The 18,046-nt window shown below is 70.6% G+C and carries 16 protein-coding genes and 1 pseudogene; 10 read left to right on the top strand and 7 right to left on the bottom strand.

Annotated elements, in window-relative coordinates; all coding sequences use genetic code 11:
• Window positions 1-17: 17 nt before the first annotated feature.
• Genes FB600_RS18880 through FB600_RS18865 form a run of 4 tightly spaced genes read left to right on the top strand, consistent with a single transcriptional unit; the run spans window position 18 to window position 4,468 of the window.
• Window positions 18-464 (top strand): acyl-CoA thioesterase, encoded by a 447-nt coding sequence (locus tag FB600_RS18880; RefSeq protein WP_096749194.1) that lies wholly within the window; start codon window positions 18-20, stop codon window positions 462-464.
• Between the two features lie 5 nt (window positions 465-469).
• The gene (locus tag FB600_RS18875) at window positions 470-1,405 is read left to right on the top strand and encodes a branched-chain amino acid ABC transporter permease (protein ID WP_145757183.1); all 936 of its coding nucleotides are present in this window, start codon (window positions 470-472) and stop codon (window positions 1,403-1,405) included.
• Window positions 1,398-3,764 carry an ABC transporter permease subunit gene (locus tag FB600_RS18870; RefSeq protein WP_145757184.1) on the top strand — a complete coding sequence of 789 codons (2,367 nt, stop codon included), beginning with the start codon at window positions 1,398-1,400 and terminating at the stop codon, window positions 3,762-3,764. Before FB600_RS18875 ends, FB600_RS18870 begins: the two co-directional genes overlap by 8 nt.
• Window positions 3,761-4,468 carry an ABC transporter ATP-binding protein gene (locus FB600_RS18865; RefSeq protein ID WP_145757185.1) on the top strand — a complete coding sequence of 236 codons (708 nt, stop codon included), beginning with the start codon at window positions 3,761-3,763 and terminating at the stop codon, window positions 4,466-4,468. The genes FB600_RS18870 and FB600_RS18865 overlap by 4 nt, the downstream gene beginning before the upstream one ends.
• Before the next feature lie 104 nt (window positions 4,469-4,572).
• Here the strand turns inward: FB600_RS18865 and iolB are convergent, their stop codons facing one another.
• From iolB to FB600_RS18830, 7 genes are all read right to left on the bottom strand, one after another.
• On the bottom strand, window positions 4,573-5,427 hold the full coding sequence (gene iolB / locus FB600_RS18860; protein ID WP_047837238.1) for a 5-deoxy-glucuronate isomerase: 855 nt from the start codon (window positions 5,425-5,427) through the stop codon (window positions 4,573-4,575).
• Window positions 5,427-6,347, bottom strand: coding sequence for a myo-inosose-2 dehydratase (gene iolE / locus FB600_RS18855; RefSeq protein ID WP_017921576.1), 921 nt, complete (start codon window positions 6,345-6,347; stop codon window positions 5,427-5,429). Before iolE ends, iolB begins: the two co-directional genes overlap by 1 nt.
• On the bottom strand, window positions 6,344-8,305 hold the full coding sequence (gene iolD, locus FB600_RS18850; RefSeq protein WP_244119840.1) for a 3D-(3,5/4)-trihydroxycyclohexane-1,2-dione acylhydrolase (decyclizing): 1,962 nt from the start codon (window positions 8,303-8,305) through the stop codon (window positions 6,344-6,346). Before iolD ends, iolE begins: the two co-directional genes overlap by 4 nt.
• Window positions 8,306-8,316: 11 nt before the next feature.
• The gene (iolC, locus tag FB600_RS18845) at window positions 8,317-10,293 is read right to left on the bottom strand and encodes a bifunctional 5-dehydro-2-deoxygluconokinase/5-dehydro-2-deoxyphosphogluconate aldolase (RefSeq protein ID WP_145757186.1); all 1,977 of its coding nucleotides are present in this window, start codon (window positions 10,291-10,293) and stop codon (window positions 8,317-8,319) included.
• Window positions 10,294-10,305: 12 nt separating this feature from the next.
• Window positions 10,306-11,106, bottom strand: coding sequence for an ATP-binding cassette domain-containing protein (locus tag FB600_RS18840; RefSeq protein ID WP_025101598.1), 801 nt, complete (start codon window positions 11,104-11,106; stop codon window positions 10,306-10,308).
• Between the two features lie 11 nt (window positions 11,107-11,117).
• Window positions 11,118-12,263, bottom strand: coding sequence for an ABC transporter permease (locus tag FB600_RS18835; RefSeq protein WP_096749188.1), 1,146 nt, complete (start codon window positions 12,261-12,263; stop codon window positions 11,118-11,120).
• 96 nt (window positions 12,264-12,359) lie between these two features.
• Window positions 12,360-13,436 carry a sugar ABC transporter substrate-binding protein gene (locus FB600_RS18830; protein WP_145757187.1) on the bottom strand — a complete coding sequence of 359 codons (1,077 nt, stop codon included), beginning with the start codon at window positions 13,434-13,436 and terminating at the stop codon, window positions 12,360-12,362.
• 215 nt (window positions 13,437-13,651) lie between these two features.
• On the opposite strand from FB600_RS18830, the gene FB600_RS18825 reads away from it, so the two are divergent.
• The 6 genes and pseudogenes from FB600_RS18825 to FB600_RS18800 all read left to right on the top strand — a co-directional run bounded on the left by FB600_RS18825 (window position 13,652) and on the right by FB600_RS18800 (window position 17,973).
• Window positions 13,652-14,536, top strand: a complete 885-nt coding sequence (locus tag FB600_RS18825) for a MurR/RpiR family transcriptional regulator (RefSeq protein ID WP_096749187.1) — start codon at window positions 13,652-13,654, stop codon at window positions 14,534-14,536.
• Complete coding sequence (gene iolG / locus FB600_RS18820; RefSeq protein ID WP_096749186.1) at window positions 14,529-15,548, top strand: inositol 2-dehydrogenase; 1,020 nt, start codon at window positions 14,529-14,531, stop codon at window positions 15,546-15,548. Before FB600_RS18825 ends, iolG begins: the two co-directional genes overlap by 8 nt.
• A gap of 10 nt (window positions 15,549-15,558) precedes the next feature.
• Complete coding sequence (locus FB600_RS18815) at window positions 15,559-16,596, top strand: Gfo/Idh/MocA family oxidoreductase (protein ID WP_105821251.1); 1,038 nt, start codon at window positions 15,559-15,561, stop codon at window positions 16,594-16,596.
• A gap of 160 nt (window positions 16,597-16,756) precedes the next feature.
• Entirely contained in the window at window positions 16,757-16,984 is a 228-nt protein-coding gene (locus tag FB600_RS18810) for a sulfurtransferase TusA family protein (RefSeq protein WP_013697719.1), read from the top strand.
• Between the two features lie 123 nt (window positions 16,985-17,107).
• Window positions 17,108-17,516 (top strand): annotated as a pseudogene (locus FB600_RS18805) (ArsR/SmtB family transcription factor).
• Complete coding sequence (locus FB600_RS18800; protein WP_098154168.1) at window positions 17,488-17,973, top strand: SRPBCC family protein; 486 nt, start codon at window positions 17,488-17,490, stop codon at window positions 17,971-17,973. Before FB600_RS18805 ends, FB600_RS18800 begins: the two are co-directional and overlap by 29 nt.
• Window positions 17,974-18,046: the final 73 nt, after the last annotated feature.

The raw sequence follows: 18,046 nt of genomic DNA, 5'->3' as shown, positions 1-18,046 counted from the left end.
AACGGAGCGCGTCTCCCATGAATCAATCCGCCGGCAAACCCGCGCCGCTCGGCCGCGAGGCCTACCGCCATTTCCTCGCCATCCCGACGCGCTGGATGGACAACGACGTCTATGGCCACGTCAACAACGTCGTCTACTACAGCTACTTCGACACGGTGGTCAACGACTACCTGATCGCGTGCGGCGTGCTCGATTTCGAGCGCGGCGAGACCATCGGCCTGGTGGTCGAGACGCAGTGCAACTACTACGCCTCGCTGTCCTTCCCGCAGCGCGTCGAGGCAGGCCTGCGCGTGGCGCGGCTGGGCAGCTCGAGCGTGCGCTACGAGATCGGCCTGTTCGCCGAGGGCGAGGCGGCGCCGGCCGCGCAGGGTCATTTCGTGCACGTCTACGTGGGCCGCGAGAGCCGGCGCCCGGTACCGCTGCCCGAGGCGCTGCGCGCCGCGCTCGCGCCGCTGGCGCTCTGACGCGCGTGCAGTCCTTCCTGGTCAACCTGCTGACGGGCCTCGGCTACGGGCTGCTGCTGTTCATGCTGTCGGCGGGGCTGACGCTGATCTTCAGCCTGTTGGGCGTGCTCAATTTCGCGCATGCCAGCTTCTACCTGCTCGGCGCCTACTTCGGCGTGCTGCTGGCGGCGCGGCTCGATCCCTGGGCGGCCTTCGTGCTGGCGCCGTTGCTGGTGGGCGGGCTCGGCGCGCTGGTCGAGCGCCTGCTGCTGCGCCGCGTGCGCGCGCAGGGGCATCTCGGCGAGATGCTGCTGACCTTCGGGCTGGCCTACCTGATCGCGGAGGGCGCGAAGCTGGCCTGGGGCGCCGCGCCGCTCGCCGCCACCGTGCCCGCCGGGCTCGACGGCACCTGGTTCACGCTCTACGGCGCGGCCTTCCCGCGTTATCGCGGTTTCGTGATGCTGGTCTCGGTGGCCATGCTGCTGGCGCTGGGCCTGCTGCTGCGCGTCTCGCAGACGGGCCGCATCGTGCGCGCGGCGCTCACCCATCGCGCCGCGGTCGAGGCGCTCGGCCACGACGTGCCGCGCCTGACCACCCTGGTGTTCGCGGCCGGCACGGCGCTGGCCGCGCTGGCCGGGGCGATCGGCGCGCCGCTGACGGTGGTCGAGCCGTCGATGGCCGGCACGGTGGGCTCGGTGGTGTTCGCGGTGGTGGTGATCGGCGGGCTCGGCTCGCTGGGCGGGGCCTTTCTCGCCTCGCTGCTGGTGGGCTGCGCGCAGACCTTCGCGGTGGCCAGCACGGCCTCGCTCGGCAGCCTGGCCGACGCGCTGGGCGCGGCCTTGCCCGAGGCCTGGCGCGCGCTGAGCGTGGCCCGGTGCGCGCCGCTGGTGCCCTACCTGCTGCTGGTGGCGGTGCTGGTGAGCCGCGCGCGCGGCTTGTTCGGGGAGCGCGAGGATGCCTGAGGCGCGCCGCTCGCGCGAAGCGGCCGGCTGGCTCGCGCTGGTCGGCCTGCTGGTGCTGCCGGCGTTGATCTGGCCGCAGGGCGCGGTGCTGGCCTGGCTCGCGCAGACGGCGGCGCTGGTGGTGCTGGCGCTGTCCTACAACCTGCTGCTCGGCAGCACCGGGCTGCTGTCCTTCTGTCACGCGGCCTTCGCCGGCCTGGGCGCCTTCGTCGCCGCGCATGCCTTCAACCGCTTCGGGTTCGCGCTGCCCTGGCTGCCGCTGGCCGGCGGCCTGGGCGGCGCCGGCTTCGGCCTGCTGTTCGGCGCGATCGCCACGCGCCGCGCCGGTACCGCCTTCGCGATGATCACGCTGGGCCTGGGCGAGCTGATCGCGGCGGCGGCCTGGAGCGTGCCGGACTGGTTCGGCGGCGCCGGCGGTCTCGCGATCGATCGCACCGCGGGCGCGCCGCTCGGCGCCTGGCGCTTCGGCGCCGATCGCGAGGCCTATGCGCTGATCGCCGCGTGGTGCCTGTTGTCGGCCTTGGCGATGCGCGTCGTGCTGGCCACCCCGTTCGCGCGGCTGGCTCGCGCCGTGCGCGACAAGCCGCGCCGCGTCGCCGCGCTCGGCACCGATCCACGCCGGGTGCGGCTGCTGATGATGGTGATCGCCGCGTTCTTCGCCGGCGTGGCCGGCACGCTGACCTTGATCGACGTCGAGCTGGCTTCCTCGGACAGTGTCTCGATGCTGCGCTCGGCCACGGTGCTGTTCGCGACCGTGATCGGCGGCAGCGCCGGCTTCTTCGGGCCGGTGCTCGGCGCGGCGGTGATGGCCGCGTTCGGCAGCTTCGTGGCGGGGCTGTCGCGCGCCTGGTTGTTTTATCTCGGCCTGCTGTTCGTGGCGGTGGTGGTGGCCGCGCCGGGCGGCTTGCTGGGCGCGCTGGCCGCGCAGGCGGCGGCCTGGCGCGGCGCCGGCCGGGAAGCGCGGCTGCGGCAGTTGTCCAGGCTGGCGGCCTGGCTGGTGGCGGTGCTGGCGATCGTGTTCGGCGTCGAGCTCGGCTACGCGCTGCAACTGGGTGACGGCGAGGGCGGGCAGCGGCTCGCCAGCATCGGCGTTTGGCAATTCGATGCGGGCTCGGCGCCGGGCTGGGTGATCGCGATCGCGTTGGCGCTGGCCGCGACGGCGCTGGGCCGGCTCGGGCGACGCCGACCTGTCGGCGGCGCGGCCGCGGCGCCGAAGCAGGGCATGAGGGCCGCTGCGACGAACGATCGGGCCATGCGCCATCCGGCGGTGAGCAGCTTGGCCGCGAGTCATCCGGCGGTGAGCAGCCTGACGATGAGCGGCTTTGCCGTGAACGACCCGGCCGCGAGCAAATCGACCGAGGACAACCCGGTCGTGGGCAAGCCAGCCGTGAACGACCCGGCCGCGAGCAGATCGACCGAGGACAACCCGGTCGTGAGCAAGCCAGCCGCGATCGACCCGGCCGCGATTGACTCAATTGCGAGCGATCCAACTGAGAGCGACCCAGCCTCGCGCAGCAGCCCAGCCACGGGCAAGCCCGCCGCGATCACTTTCACCACACCCCCCGCCGCCCTCGAACTGCGCGGCATCGCAAAGCGTTTCGGCGCGACGCGGGTGCTGCACGGCGTCGACCTGCGCGTCGAGCCCGGCGAGCGCCACGCGTTGATCGGCCCGAACGGCGCCGGCAAGTCGACGCTGTTCGAGCTGATCGCGGGCGGCAGCCGACCCACGCGCGGCTCGATCCGCCTGCATGGGCGGGAGATCGCCGGCCGCGCGCCTTACGCGATCGCGCGGCGTGGGCTGGCGCGCGGCTTCCAGCAGACCAGCGTGTTCGAGCGCCTGTCGGTGCTCGACAACCTGCGCTGCGCGGCCATGCACGCGCCCGCGCAAGGCCGCGAACCATTGCGCTGGTGTCGCGATCCCGCCGCGCTCGACGGCGCCGCGCGGCGGACACTCGAGGCGATCGGCCTGGGCACGCGCGGCGAGGTGCCGGCCGGCGAACTCGACTATGCCGAGCAGCGCGCGCTCGATCTCGGCATCGCCCTGGCCGGCGGCGCCTCGGTGTTCCTGTTCGACGAGCCGACCGCCGGCATGAACCGCGAGCAGGCGCGCGGCACGCTGGCACTGATCCGCGCGGCCACGGCCGGCTGCACGGTGCTGATGATCGAGCACGACATCGACGCCGTGTTCGATTTCGCGGACCGCATCTCGGTGCTGGTGCGCGGCGAGCGGATCGCCACCGGCACGCCGGCCGAGATTCGCGCGAACGCCGCGGTACGCGCGGCCTACCTTGGCACGGACGAAGGCATGGACGATCTCGACAACCGCGGTGATCGCGTCGGCGCGGGAGCTCGGCCATGACCGCGCCCCTGCTCGAATTGCACGGCGTGAGCGCGGCCTATGGCGCCTTGCCCGTGCTCGACGGCGTCGATCTCAGGCTCGGCCGCGGCGAGGTGCTGGCGCTGCTGGGCCGAAACGGCTCGGGCCGCTCGACGCTGGCCAGGGCGGTGATGGGCATGATCGCGTCGAGTGGTTCGATCCGCATCGACGGCGTGGAAATGGCGGGGCGGCCGACCTTCGAGATCGCGCGCCGCGGCGTCGCTTACGTGGCCGAGCGGCGCGACGTGTTCGGGCTGCTGAGCGTCGAGGACAACCTGCGGCTGGGCTGGCGCGAAGGCCCGCGCGCGGCGCGCGAGCGGGCCTTCGACGAAGTGAGGACGCTGTTCCCGGCGCTGGCCGAGCGCTGGCGCGCCAAGGCGGCCGTGCTGTCGGGCGGCGAGCAGCAGATGCTGGCGCTGGCGCGCGCGATGGTGGGCGCGCCGCGCTTGATGATCGTCGACGAGCCGACCGAGGGGCTGGCACCGCAGGTCGCGCGCCTGGTGGGCAAGGCACTGGCGCGGCTGGGCGAGGCCGGCGTCGCGATCCTGCTGATCGAGCAGCGCCGCCAGTTGGCGGCCACGCTGGCGACGCGGATCGCCGTGATGGAGCGCGGCCGGATCGTCCACGACGGCGCGCCGGGCACGCTGACGTGCGAGGACGAGGCACGCTGGCTCGGCGCCGGTTGAGGCCTCGACCGGACAAACGCAACGGCGGCGGACGATGGCGCGGCTTGCTTGCCGCTTCATCGTCCGCCGCCGCGCTGCACCTTCGACGTTGCCGCCGCGACGCCTCAGCCCGCCTTGGCCGCCGCTGCCGCCGCGTCGCGCTTGGCGATCCAGTCGTGCTCGGGATCGTTCTTGAAGTGCCAGACGCGGGTCGGCCCGGCCATCACGTTCAGGTAGTAGGAATCGTAGCCATAAGGCACCACCACCGGGTGATAACCACGCGGCACCATCACCACGTCGTGGTCCGACACGGCCATCGACTGGTCGATGTCGCGCTCGTCGGTATAGACGCGCTGGAACACGAAACCCTGCGGCGGGTTCACGCGATGGTAGTAGGTCTCCTCCAGGAAGCTCTCGACCGGCACGTTGTCGGTATCGTGCTTGTGCGGCGGGTAGCTCGACGAGTGTCCCGAGGGCGTGCGCACCTCGACCACCAGCAGCGATTCGGCCGGCTCGGTCTGGGGGAGGATGTCGCAGACGTAGCGCGTGTTCGCGCCGGTGCCGCGCACCGAGCGCTTCATCTCGCCCGGCTCGATGCGGCGCGGCGGGAAGCGGCCGGTGCCCGGCGCGCTGGCCACGCCCAGCTCGGTATCGCGCGTGGCGGTGACCGTCACGCGCCGGTCGGGCGGCAGGTAGAGCGCGGCGGGCGCGCTGTCCTCGAACACGCTGTCGCGCGAGCCCAGCGCGTCCCAGCGCGTGCCGTCGGCATCGACGATGTCGACGCGGCCCGCCATCACCACGATGCAGGTCTCGCGCGCGGCCTCGTGCAGCGCCAGCGATTCGCCGGCCTTGAGCCGATAGGCGGCGAAGCCCACGTGGTTCCAGCGCGCCGATTCCGGCGTGACGGTGGCGATCGAGCGGCCGCTGGCGGCGGCCTTGACCAGCAGGTCCTGCGAATGTCCGGGCTTGGCGGTGCTCATCACGCGGCCTCCTTGCGAGCGGGTTCGAGCGGGGCGTCCACCAGCGCGCGCAGCGTGCGGTAGCCCTTCTCGGCATAGGCGTAGCTCGGCGCGATCACCGGGTCCTGCTCGGCCTCGACCACGAACCAGCCGCGATAACCATGACGCTTGAGCCGCTCGATGACGGCCGGGAAATCCACCGCGCCGTCGCCGGGCACCGTGAAGGCGCCGTTGATCACCGATTGCAGGAAGCTCCAGTTGCGGTTGCGCGCGAGCCGGATCACCTCGGGGCGCACGTCCTTGCAGTGGACGTGGCAGACGCGGCCGATGTGCTTGTCGAGCACGGCGAGCGGATCGCCGCCGCCGAAGGTGACGTGGCCGGTGTCGAACAGCAGGCCGACGGCCTCGCTGGTGGCGGCCATCAGGCGGTCGATGTCGGCCGGCGCCTCGACATAGGCGCCCATGTGGTGGTGATAGGCGGTGCGCACGCCGTGGCTGAGCGTGAAGCGCGCGAACTCGTCGAGCCGCCGCGCGTACTGCTCCCATTGCGCCTCGCTGACGAAGCGCGGGCGCTGGTAGAGCGGCACCTCGGCCGAGCCCTGGATCGAGGCGGCCACCTCGCCGTAGACCATCACCGTCGCGCCGTTCTTCGCCAGCAGTTCGAGATGCGGGCCCACCGCGTCGATCTCTTCCTGCGCGCCGCGCTCGGCCAGCCGCCCCGAGTACCAGCCCGAGACCAGCGCCAGCTGGTACTCGGCCAGCAGCGCCTTGAGCGCCTGCGGCTCGCGCGGGAACTTGTTGCCGAGCTCGAAGCCCTCGTAGCCGATCTGCCGGCCTTCGGTCAGCGCGACCGACAGCGGGGTTTCGCCGCCCAGCGAGGGCAGGTCGTCGTTCATCCAGGACAGCGGGTTGATGCCGATGCGGATCGGGTAGTCGCTCATGTCGATGCTTCCGGAGTATGGGGTTCGGGCTTGCCGGCGCGCTCGGCCAGTTGCCGTTCGTAGCTCGCGCGCGCCTCGCGCACGGCCGGGCGCGAGGACACCTCGGGCACCGCCACCTCCCACCACCAGCCGCCCTCGGCGGTGGTGCGGGTGGCATCGGTGTCGATGCAGATCAGGTAGCTGCGATCGGCGGCGCGCGCGCGTTCGAGCGCGGCGTCCAGCGCGGCGACGTCGTCGACGTGCTCGGCCAGCGCGCCCAGCGCGCGCGCATGCGCGGCGAAGTCGATCTCGGGCGCGCCGAGCGGCCCCTGCACGCAGTCCTCGATCATGTTGTTGAAGGGCGCGCCGCCGCAGGCCTGCTGCAGGCGGTTGATGCAGCCGTAGCCGCGGTTGTCGAGCACCACCACGATCAGCTTGGCGCCCAGCATCACCGAGGTGGCCAGCTCGCTGTTCATCATCAGGTAGCTGCCGTCGCCGACGAACACGATCACCTCGCGCTCGGGCCGTGCCAGCTTGGCGCCCAGGCCGCCGGCGATCTCGTAGCCCATGCACGAATAGCCGTATTCGACGTGGTAGCCGCCCGGCACCGCCGCGCGCCACAGCTTGTGCAGCTCGGCGGGCAGCGTGCCGGCCGCGCACACCGCGATGTCGCCGGCGGCCGAGGCCTCCAGGTTGCGTTGCACGGCGCCGATCACGTCGGCGTCGTAGGGCAGGGTGCCGGACTGGGCGGGCGCGTTGGTCAGCGTCTGCACCGTGTCGCGCCAGGCCGCGGCCAGCGACTGCGCGCGCGTGGTCCAGCCGTCCTCGGCCCGCCAGCCGGCCAGGCGTGCGTCGAGCGCATCGAGGGCGAGCCGCGCATCGGCCTCCACGGCCAGCGCGCGATGCTTGAGCGCGTCGAAGGCATTGGCGTTGATGCCGATCACGGCGGCATTCGCGAACAGCGTGTTCGAGCCGGTGGTGAAGTCCTGCAGGCGCGTGCCGACGGCGATCACGCAATCGGCGTCGGCGGCCAGCGCGTTGGCGGCAGGCGAGCCGGTCACGCCGAGCGCGCCGGCGTTGAGCGGGTGGTTCCAGGGCAGGCTGCTCTTGCCGGCCTGCGTCTCGGCCACGGGGATGCCGTGACGGTCCGCGAAGGCGCGCAGCGCGGCGCTGCCGCCCGCGCTGTAGAGCGCGCCGCCGCCGGCCACCAGCAGCGGCCGGCGTGCCTCGCGCAGCACCGCGAGCGCGGCGGCCAGCTCGGTCTCGACCGGCGCCGGGGCATGGAAGGAGACCACGCGCGGCGCGAAGAACGACAGCGGGTAGTCATGAGCCATGGCCTGCACGTCCTGCGGCAGCGCCAGCGTGACGGGGCCGCACAGCGCCGCGTCGGTCAGCACGCGCAGCGCGCGCGGCAGGGCGTTGAGCAGTTGCGCCGGGTGCACGATCCGGTCGAAATAGCGCGACACGGGCTTGAGCGCGTCGTTGGCGGAGATCCCGCCGTCGTGGAAATCCTCGACCTGCTGCAGCACCGGATCGGGCGCGCGCGAGACGAAGATGTCGCCGGGCAGCAGCAGCACCGGCAGGCGGTTCACATGGGCCAGCGCGGCGGCGGTCACCAGGTTGGTGGCACCCGGGCCGATCGAGCTGGTGACGGCCATCATGCGGCGGCGAAAATGCGCCTTCGCATAGGCGATCGCGCTGTGCGCCATCGCCTGCTCGTTGTGGGCGCGGTAGGTGGGCAGCACCTCGCGCGCCTGGTACAGGGCCTCGCCGAGCCCGGCCACGTTGCCGTGGCCGAAGATCGCGAACACCCCGCCGAACAGCGGCTCGGTGCGGCCGCTGCCGTCCTCGGCGGCCACCTGCTGGGCGGCCAGGTAGCGCACCAGGGCCTGGGCCGCGGTCAGGCGCACGGTGCCGGTCGCCTCGGCGGTGGCCTCGCCCGGCCAGGGCGCGGCGGATTCGATCGCTCTATGGTTCATGGTCGGCTCTCCTAGGCGACGCGGCGGGCCGCGACCTCGCCGGCGCGCGCGCCGCGCCAGGCGCCGATCAGGGTCTCGAAGATCTCGCGCACGCGGGCGATCACGCCGGCATCGTCGAGTTCGCCGGCCAGCCAGGCGCGGCTCGGCTCCCAGAAGATGGTGCGTCCGACCGTGAAGCCGCGGCAGCTGTTCGAGGCGGCCGCGGCGGCGAACCCGCCGATCAACTGCTCGACCGGCGCGGACAGGCCCAGCAGCACCACGCCGCGGCAATGCGGGTCGCGCTCGGCGATCAGTTGGTCGACCGCGCGCCACTGCTCGGCGTCCAGCGGTTCGAGCTTCCACCATTCCGGGTAGATGCCGAGGTTGTAGAGGCGCTTGAGCGCGCGATAGACCACGTCGGGGCCCTCGGGCAGGTCGGCGCGATGCGGCGGGATCACCTCCAGCAGCAGTTCGTGGCCGCTGGCCTGCACCGCGTCGTAGAGCGTGCGCAGCTGGGTTTCCTGCTCGAGCCGGGTTTCCAGCGCCTCGTCGGGGTGGTAGCGCACCAGGCACTTGGCGACGTGCTCGGCCGGCCAGGTCTCGAGCGTGGTGCCGATCGAGCGGCCATGGTCGAACTCGAGCGGCAGCGAGCCGGGCAGCTCGGTCGGGCGGCCCACCCACCAGCCGCGGCCGGTGGCGTCGTTGAGCGCGTCCTGGCCGTAGCGGTCGTCGATCAGCACGCCGATCTGGCCTTGCAGGCCCAGTTGCGATTCGGTCTGCGCGACCGCCTCGACGAACAGGCGCTTCAATCGCGGAATCCGTTCCAGCGGCGCGCCGGCCTGCTGCGCCAGCTCGAAGAACTGGTTGCGGTGATCGAAGGCGAAGCCGAGCACCTGCTCCCACTGCTTGCGCGGCGGCGTGACGCGATGCAGGCGCGCCAGCGTCGCATCGAGATCGGGGCGGCGCATGCGCTGCGGGTCGCGCGCGGCTTCCTGCAGGAAGTAGCTCAGCTCGGCCGGCGTGGGCATGGCCGGCGAGCAGCCGTGGCGCGACACCACCAGCGCGCCGCAGGCGTTGGCCGCGCGCGCGGCCGCCTCCAGCGTGCCGCCGCGCAGCCATTGCGAGAGGAAGCCGGAGGCGAAGGCATCGCCCGCGCCCAGCACGTTGAGCACCTCGACCTCGACGCCGCCCACCAGCTTGAGCGCATCGAGCGACTTCGGCACGGCGGACTCGACGATCGAGCAGCCGAGCGGGCCGCGCTTGACCACCAGGGTCGCGCTGCTCACGCGACGCACCATCTCCAGCGCGTCGAGCAGGTTGTCCTTGCCGCCGGCGATGCGGAATTCCTCCTCGGTGCCGATCACCAGGTCGAACAGCGGCAGGATCCGTTGCAGATGCGCGGTCACGCCCTCGTTGGCGATGAAGCGGGTCTCGCCGTCGGCCTTGCCGGTCAGCCCCCACAGCACCGGGCGATAGTCGATGTCGAGCACGGTGCGCACCTGGTGGCGGCGCGCGTAGTCGAGCGCGCGGCGGCTGGCGCGGTTGACCTTGTCGGTCGAGAAGTGTGTGCCGGTGATCAGCAGCGCCTTCGAGGAGGCGATGAAGTCCTCGTCGATGTCACCCTCGTCGATCGCCATGTCGGCGCAGTTCTCTCGGTAGAACACCAGCGGGAAGGTATCGCGGTCCTTCAGGCCGAGCAGCACCAGGGCGGTGAGCCGCTCCGGGTCGGTCAGCAACTGGCGGGTGTCGCAGCCCTCGCGCTCCAGCGTGTCGCGCACGAAACGGCCCATGTGGTCGTTGCCGACGCGCGCCAGCATGGCGGATTTCAGGCCCAGGCGCGCGGCGCCGAAGGCGATGTTGCCGGACGAGCCGCCCAGGTATTTGGCGAAGCTGGTCGCGTCCTCGAGACGGGCGCCGATCTGCTCCGCGTACAGGTCGACCGCGACGCGGCCGATGCAGATCACGTCGAGCGGGCGGTTCGGCGCGAAGGGAAGGGGGGAGTGAGCCATATCGGTTCCTGGTTAGATCACGGCGCCGTCGAGTTCGGCGACCATCTTCTGCATTTCGGCGCCGCCCGCCATCATGTCCAGCACCTCGTCCTTGCTGATGGTGTCCTTGGTGAAGGTGCCGAGCGAGCGGCCGCGGTTGAGCAGCGTGAACGAATCGCCGATCGGGTAGGCGTGGTGGACGTTGTGGGTGATGAAGATCACCGAGATGCCCTTGGCGCGCGCGGTGTGGATCAGCTTGAGCACGTTGAAGCTCTGCTTGACGCCGAGCGCGGCGGTGGGCTCGTCGAGGATCAGCACGCGCGCGCCGAAGTGGATCGCGCGGGCGATCGCCAGGCACTGGCGCTCGCCACCCGACATGGTGCCGATCGGCTGGTGCGCGTCGCGCACGTTGATGCCCATCTCGGCGAGCTTGGCGCGGGCGATCTCGGCGCTGGTGTCGAGGTCCATCACGTTGATGAAGCCGAACAGCTTCTTCTTCGGCTCGCGGCCCATGAAGAAATTGCGCGCCACCGAGAGCAGCGGCACCAGGGCGAGATCCTGGTAGACGGTGGCGATGCCCAGGTCGAGCGCGTCCTTGGGCGACTCGAAGCTGACCGGCTGGCCGTCGACCAGGTAGCGGCCCTCGGAGGGCGAGTGCACGCCGGCCAGGGTCTTGATCAGGGTGGACTTGCCGGCGCCGTTGTCGCCGAGCAGGCAATGCACCTCGCCGCGCCGCAGCTTCAGGTTGATGCCGGACAGCGCGATCACCTTGCCGAAGAACTTGCTGACGTTGTCGAGTTCGAGAATCGTGTCGTGCGTGGAGGGCGTGGACATGGTTCGGCTCCTCAGGATTGCGCCACGCGACGGCGCACGTAGTGGTTGAACAGCACGGCGATCAGCAGCATCACGCCGAGGAACACGCGGAACCAGTCGGAGCTGATGTTGGTGTAGGTGATGCCGATCTGCACCACGCCGAAGATCAGCGCGCCGAACGCGGCGCCCACCACCGAGCCGTAGCCGCCCGTGAGCAGGGTGCCGCCGATCACCGCGGCGATGATCGCCTCGAATTCCTTCTGCAGCCCGCGGTCGGCCGCGGCCGAGCCGATGTCGGCCACCTGCAGCACGGCGAACAGGCAGGCGCAGAACGCGGTCAGCACGAACAGCAGGATCTTCACGCGGCGCACCGGCACGCCGACGTTCTTGGCCGCGTTGGCGTCGCCGCCCACCGCCAGGATCCAGTTGCCCCAGCGCGTCTTGGCCAGCACGAAGGCGCCGATCGCGGTGACCGCCAGCCACCAGAGGATCACCTTGGGGATGCCGGGCACCAGCGGGTCGCCGTTGTCGAGCACGCCGCCGATGCCGGCATGGGCCAGCCAGCGGAACAGGCCGTGGAAGGCCACGCCCTGGAACAGCAGGTGGGTGACCGGGTCGGCCTGGGCGTAGTCGCCCAGGCCCGAGATGATGGTGCGGTCGGCGAACATCACCGAGAGCGCGAGCGTGAGGCCGCGCAGGATGAACATGAAGGCCAGCGTGACGATGAAGGAGGGCAGCCTGGTGCGCATCACCAGGTAGCCGTTGAGCGCGCCGAGCGCCATCGAGCCGGCGAAGGCGAAGATCACCGCGGCCCAGATCGGCCAGTGGAAATACGCGGTCGGGATCGCCACCATCATGCCGGCGAAGCCGATCATCGAACCGATCGAGAGATCGAACTCGCCGGCCACCATCAGCAGGCAGGCGCCCACCGCGAGGATGCCGAGATAGGCCGCCACCTGCGACCAGTTCATGATCCCGTCGAGGTTGAACATGCCCGAGCCGCCCGCGCCGATCGCGAAGATCGCGAACACCAGCACGGTGCCGGAAATCGCGGCGAATTCGGGGCGGTTGAGAAAGCGCGAGAACCAGGCCTCGCCGCGCAGCCGTTCGTCGGCGCGCGTGCCGGGCGGCGGGGTTTGCTGGGACTGCGCTGTCAGATGCTTGCCGGCTACACCCATGATGTCTCCTTGATGCCCGGCGCGCGGGGCCAGCCCGCGGCGCCGGTGAACAGGCGCGGCCTCGCGCCGCGCGGTGAACGATGCCCTGTGCTGCTTTTAGCGGTACTGGCCTGCGTACTTCACGACCTTGTCGAGGTTGTCCTTGGTGATGAAACCCGGGCCCGAGCGGATGTTCTTCGGGCCGTAGGAGGGCTGCAGCCCGTAGGTGGCCAGGCGCGCCTGGAATTTCGGGTTGGCCTCGAGGATCTGGCGGATCTTCACCGGGTCGGTGGTCTTGTCCTTCTTCACGATCGCCAGCACGGCCACCGGGATGTAGCCCTGCAGGTAGGGCTGCTGGTCGATCGCGAACTGGATCGTGCCGGCGCGGATCGCCTTGGCGATATCGTCGGAGAAATCGAAGGTCGCGAAGTAGACCTTGCCCGACAGGCCCATCTGCTGCAGCGCCTTGAGCGTGGCGGCGGCCGGCACCGGGCCGAGCGTCAGCACGGCCTGGGTCTTGGGATGGTTGCGCAGGTAGGCGCTGACCTTCGACTGGATCTCGGTCGGGTCGGTGCCGGCGTCGATGGTGGAGGACTTCATGTCGGCGCCGATCGCGTCGGCGAAGCCGCGGCAGCGCTCGAAGGACACCGGGTTGGTGGCCAGGTGGTTCACGCACAGGAAGGACTTCACGCCGGCGGCCTTGGCCTTCTCGCCGGCCGCCTGGCCCGCCACGTACTCGGGCTGGCCGACGTGCATGATCGCGCCGAGCTGGGCGCTCTGTTCCTCGGTGCCGGAATTGATGGTGACCAGCGGGATCTTCTTGGCGGTGACCTTGCCGATCGAGTTCTTCAGCACGTCGAAGTCGGCGATGGTGGTGATCACGCCGTCGTAGTCACGGGCCGCGGCCTGTTCGATCAGGCGCGACATGTCGGCGATGTCGCCGTTGGGGGGATTGCGGTAGTCGGTCGTGACGTTGAAATCCTCGTCCGCCTGCTTGATCGCGTTCTTGATGGTGTTCCACCAGGAATCGGAATCGGGTGCGTGGCTGATCAGCACGAATCGGCCATCGGCCGCCTGCGCGGGCAGCGCGGCGGCGCCCAGCCCGGCCGCGACGGCCAGCGCCGCGACCACGCCCCGAAGACCCGCCTTGATTCCGTGCGTGCGAAAGCCGGCCTTGCCATTGCAAAGTCTCATGTCTCCACCTGTGTCGGTTCTGTTATGGGTCGAACGTTGCCGTTCACGAGCAAGATTAGGTCAACTCGCAGGCGATTGCAAAGAAAATTTTATTTACGTTGGAAATGGAAAATTTGTTCCATTTCGACGGGTGACTGCCTATACTCGGCTCACGACATCAGCATCGAGTCCGGCGCCGCGCGCTTGCCGCGCTGGCGGCGCACGGGCCGCACACCATGGACGAGACATCGCAACCCGACATGCCGGTCGAGGCGCTGCTGCAGCGCATCACCGAGGCTTTCGACACGCTGCCGCGGCAGCTCAAGAGCATTGCCTCGTACATCGACGAGAACCGCTCGAGCGTGATGATGGATCGCACCAGCGACATCGCCGAGCGTTGCGGCGTGCATCCCTCGGCGGTGGTGCGCTTCGCGCAGCGTTTCGGCTTCTCGGGCTTCTCCGATCTGCAGGCGGTGTTCCGCGACGCCTACACGGGACAGAACCCGAGCGTGCAGAGCTACCAGCAGCGCATCCGCAGCCTGATCGACGACAAGGGCGTCGGCGGCGCGCTGTCGGTGCCGGCCATGGCGCACCAGTTCATCGACGCCTCGCGCGCCGGGCTCGACGAGCTGGCGGCCGGGCTCGACGACGCGCAGTTCGACGCGGCGGTCTCGATGCTGGAGCGCGCCGACAACATCTACGTGATCGGCGTGCGCCGCTCGTTCCCGGTGGCCAGCTACATCGTCTATGCGCTGCAGCACACGGCCAAGCGCGTGCACCTGGTGTCGGGGCTGGGCGGCATGTACCGCGAGCAGATCCGCAGCGTGAGGAAGGGGGACGTGGTGGTCGCGATCAGCTTCGCGCCCTACGGCAAGGAGACCCAGTACTGCCTGCGCGCGGCGCGTCACAACCATGCGAGCACGCTCGTGATCACGGACAGCCGGCTCTCGCCGCTGGTCCGCGAGGCGAGCGCGCATCTGCTGGTCAAGGAGGGGAGCGCGTTCGCGTTCCGCTCGCTGACCAGCACCATCTGCCTGTGCCAGGCGCTGTTCATCGCGCTCGCGTACCGGCTCGAATTGAACGTGGAAGAAGTGAAGGACACTGGAGGATACGATGACTGAAGCAGTTCCGACGATCGACGTCGCGGTGTTCGGCGCCGGGCGCATCGGCCGCATTCATGCGGCGAATCTCGCGCGCCAGCCGGGCGTGCGCCTGAAGTACGTGATCGACGTCGACGCGGGCGCCGCCGCGGCGCTGGCCGCCGAGCACGGCGCGCGGGTCGCCGACGTGGAAGGAGCCCTGGGCGATGCGGCGATCGGCGCGAGCGTGATCTGCTCGAGCACCGACACGCATGCCGACCTGATCGAGCGCTCGGCCGCGGCGGGCAAGCACGTGTTCTGCGAGAAGCCGGTCGATCTCGCGCTGGCGCGCGCGCGAGCCTGCGAGCAGGCGGTGGCGAAGGCCGGCGTGGTCTGCATGATCGGTTTCCAGCGCCGCTTCGATCCCACCTTCGAGGCCGTCAAGGCGCGCATCGAGGCGGGCGAGGTGGGCACCCCCGAGATGCTGGTGGTGACCAGCCGCGATCCGGGCGCGCCGCCGGTCAGCTATATCCAGCGTTCGGGCGGCATCTTCAAGGACATGCTGATCCACGATTTCGACATCTTCCGCTGGATCCTCGACGACGAGGCCGACACCCTGCATGCCACCGGCAGTTGCCTGACCGACCCGGCCATCGCCGAGGCCGGCGACGTCGATGCGACCGCCGTGACGATCCGCACCAAGGCGGGCCGGCTCTGCCAGATCAACACCTCGCGGCGCGCCGCCTACGGCTACGACCAGCGCTTCGAGCTGCTCGGCAGCGCCGGCATGCTGCAGGCCGGCAACGTGCGGCCCACCGAGGTGACCGCCTACAGTGCCAAGTCCGTGTCGAGCGACCTGCCGGAAGCCTTTTTCCTGGAGCGCTACCGCATCGCCTACGCGCGCGAGATCGCGCATTTCTTCGCGGCCGTGACGCGCGGCGAGCCGGTGCGCACCACCATCGCCGACGGCGTGAAGGCGCTGGAGCTGGCCGAGGCCGCCACGCGCTCCTGGCGCGAGGGCCGCGCGGTGCGGCTCGGCGAAGCGGTGGCCTGAGGAGACGGCGATGCCTGAGCAGACTTCCCCGGCCAAGGTCCGGATCGGTATCGCGGGGCTCGGCCGGCTGGGCCGCCGCCACGCGGAGAATCTCGCGCGCCGGGTGGCCGGCGCCGAGCTGGCGGCCGCCTGCAGCCCGCTGGGCGAGGAGTTGGCCTGGGCCCGCGACACGCTCGGCGTGCCGCGCCTGTACGAGGACTTCGAGGCGCTGGTGGCCGATCCGGCGCTCGACGCGCTGTGGCTCGTCACGCCCTCGTCGCTGCATGCGCAGCAGATCATCGCCGCGCTGCGCGCCGGCAAGCACGTGTTCTGCGAGAAGCCACTGTCGCTCGACATCGCCGAATGCGAGCGCGTGATCGCCGAGGCGAACGCGCGTCCGCAGCTGCAGGCGACCATCGGCTTCATGCGCCGCTTCGACCCGAGCTATCGCGAGGCCTTCGAGCGGGTGGCCGAAGGCGGCATCGGCCGGCCCTTCCTGGTGCGCTCGCAGACCACCGACCAGAACGATCCGGACGGCTTCTTCGTGCGTTTCGCGCCGAGCTCGGGCGGCATCTTCCTCGACTGCTCGGTGCACGACATTGACGTGGCGCGCTGGCTGCTCGGCAAGCCGCGCGCCACGCGCGTGTTCGCGGCCGGCACCATCGCGCTGCACCCGGGCTTGAGCGAGTGCGGCGACGTCGACAACGGCGTGGCGATCTGCGAGTTCGAGGGCGGCGCGCTGGCGATGTTCTATGCCTCGCGCACCATGGCGCACGGCAACGACTCGCATTCGGAGGTGATCGGCACGGCCGGCGCGCTGAGCATCGGCCGCAACCCGCGCGCCAATCGTGTCGAGATCTATGACGCGAGCGGGATCCGCAATACCTGCACGCCGACCTTCTTCGACCGGTTCGAGGCGGCCTTCCTGGTGGAGGCGCAGGCCTTCGTCGACGCGGTGCGCGGGCTGGGTGAGTCGGGCGGCGCGACGCTGGCCGACGCGCTGGAGGCCACCCGCATCGGCCGTGCGATGCGCGAGGCGCTGCACACGGGGCGGGCCGTCGAGCTGTAGGAGCGGGCGTCGGGCGGACGCATGGCGGAGCGGGGTGTCGCGGCGGGTTGGCCGGCGCGGCCTGCGCCGCTCATGGCTGCCCACGCGAGCGGGCCGCCTGCGGTAAAATCTCGCCTTCACTCCGCGCCTTGCCGGCGCGTCACTCGAAGGTCGAAAGCCGATGGAAGTTCACAAGGAAGTGGATGCGCGCGGGCTCAACTGCCCGCTGCCGATCCTGCGCGCGAAAAAGGCGCTCGCCGACATGGAGAGCGGCCAGGTTCTCAAGGTCCTCGCGACCGATCCCGGTTCGCAACGCGATTTCGCCGCGTTCGCCAAGCAGACCGGTAACGAAATCGTCGAATCGTCGGTGCACGACAAGATCTTCACCTTCCTGATGCGCCGCCGCTGAACACGCGACATGGGCCGGCTTCGGCCGGTCCTGCCGACATGCCGCCCGGGCTCCTGGCCCCGGCGGCATTTATTTTTCGCCGGCGGCCTTTCGTTTCGATATCGATTGCCTATTTTTAGCCGAATGGCTAACTATTCGGCATCTCACTCGGCTTCCGTTCCCGCCTCGCGGCCGGCTTCGATCAGCGAGCTGTTCCAGACGTTGGCGGACCCCACGCGCTGCGCGATCGATCGTGCGCGCGCTGGCGGACGGCGCGCAGACGGTTTCGGTGCTGGCCGAGCCCTTCGAGATGGCCTTGCCCTCGTTCATGAAGCACCTCGGGGTGCTGGAGCGCTCGGGGCTGGTGCGCAGCAGCAAGAGCGGCCGCACGCGCCGCTGCGAGCTGGTGCCGGCGCGGCTCGCCCAGGCCGAGCAGTGGCTGGCCGAGCAGCGCGCGATGTGGGAGGCGCGCTCGGACCGGATGGTGGCCTTCGTCGAACGACTACACCAGGAGGAGCAAGCCCATGTCAAAGCCCGCCGCCGCACCGATTGATTCCCGCGACCTCGTCATCAGCCGGGTGCTGCGCGCGCCGCGCGCGGCCTTGTGGCGGGCCTGGAGCGAACCCGCGCTGCTCGCGCAGTGGTGGTGCCCGACACCCTGGACCACCGAGGTGGTCGCCTTCGAGCTGCGCCCCGGCGGCGCCTTCCATACCACCATGCGCGGCCCCGACGGCGGCGTGAGCGACAATCCCGGCAGCTTCCTCGAGGTGGTGCCGCAGGCGCGCCTGGTGTTCAGCTCGCTGCTGACGGCGGGCTGGCGACCCGCCAAGCCGTGGCTCGGCTTCACGGCCGTGATCGACATGGAAGACGATCCCGCTGGCTGCCGCTACACGGCCCACGTCATGCACCTGGACGAGGCGGCGCGCGAGCGGCACGAGCAGCTCGGTTTCTTCGACGGCTGGAACACGGTGATCACCCAGCTCGAGGCGTTCGCCGCCACGCTGGCCTGAGGACGGGGTGCCGGACGCGCCTCGCGCGCCCGGCATGGCCGATTCGCGTTTTATACAAAATCCGTACAGGAAA

The organism is Burkholderia sp. SJZ089 (genome assembly GCF_007828315.1).
GTDB classification, from domain to species: Bacteria; Pseudomonadota; Gammaproteobacteria; order Burkholderiales; family Burkholderiaceae; genus Burkholderia; species Burkholderia gladioli.
The sequence above is the reverse complement of the archived record's forward strand: the minus strand, read 5'-3'. Positions and strand labels throughout refer to the sequence as shown.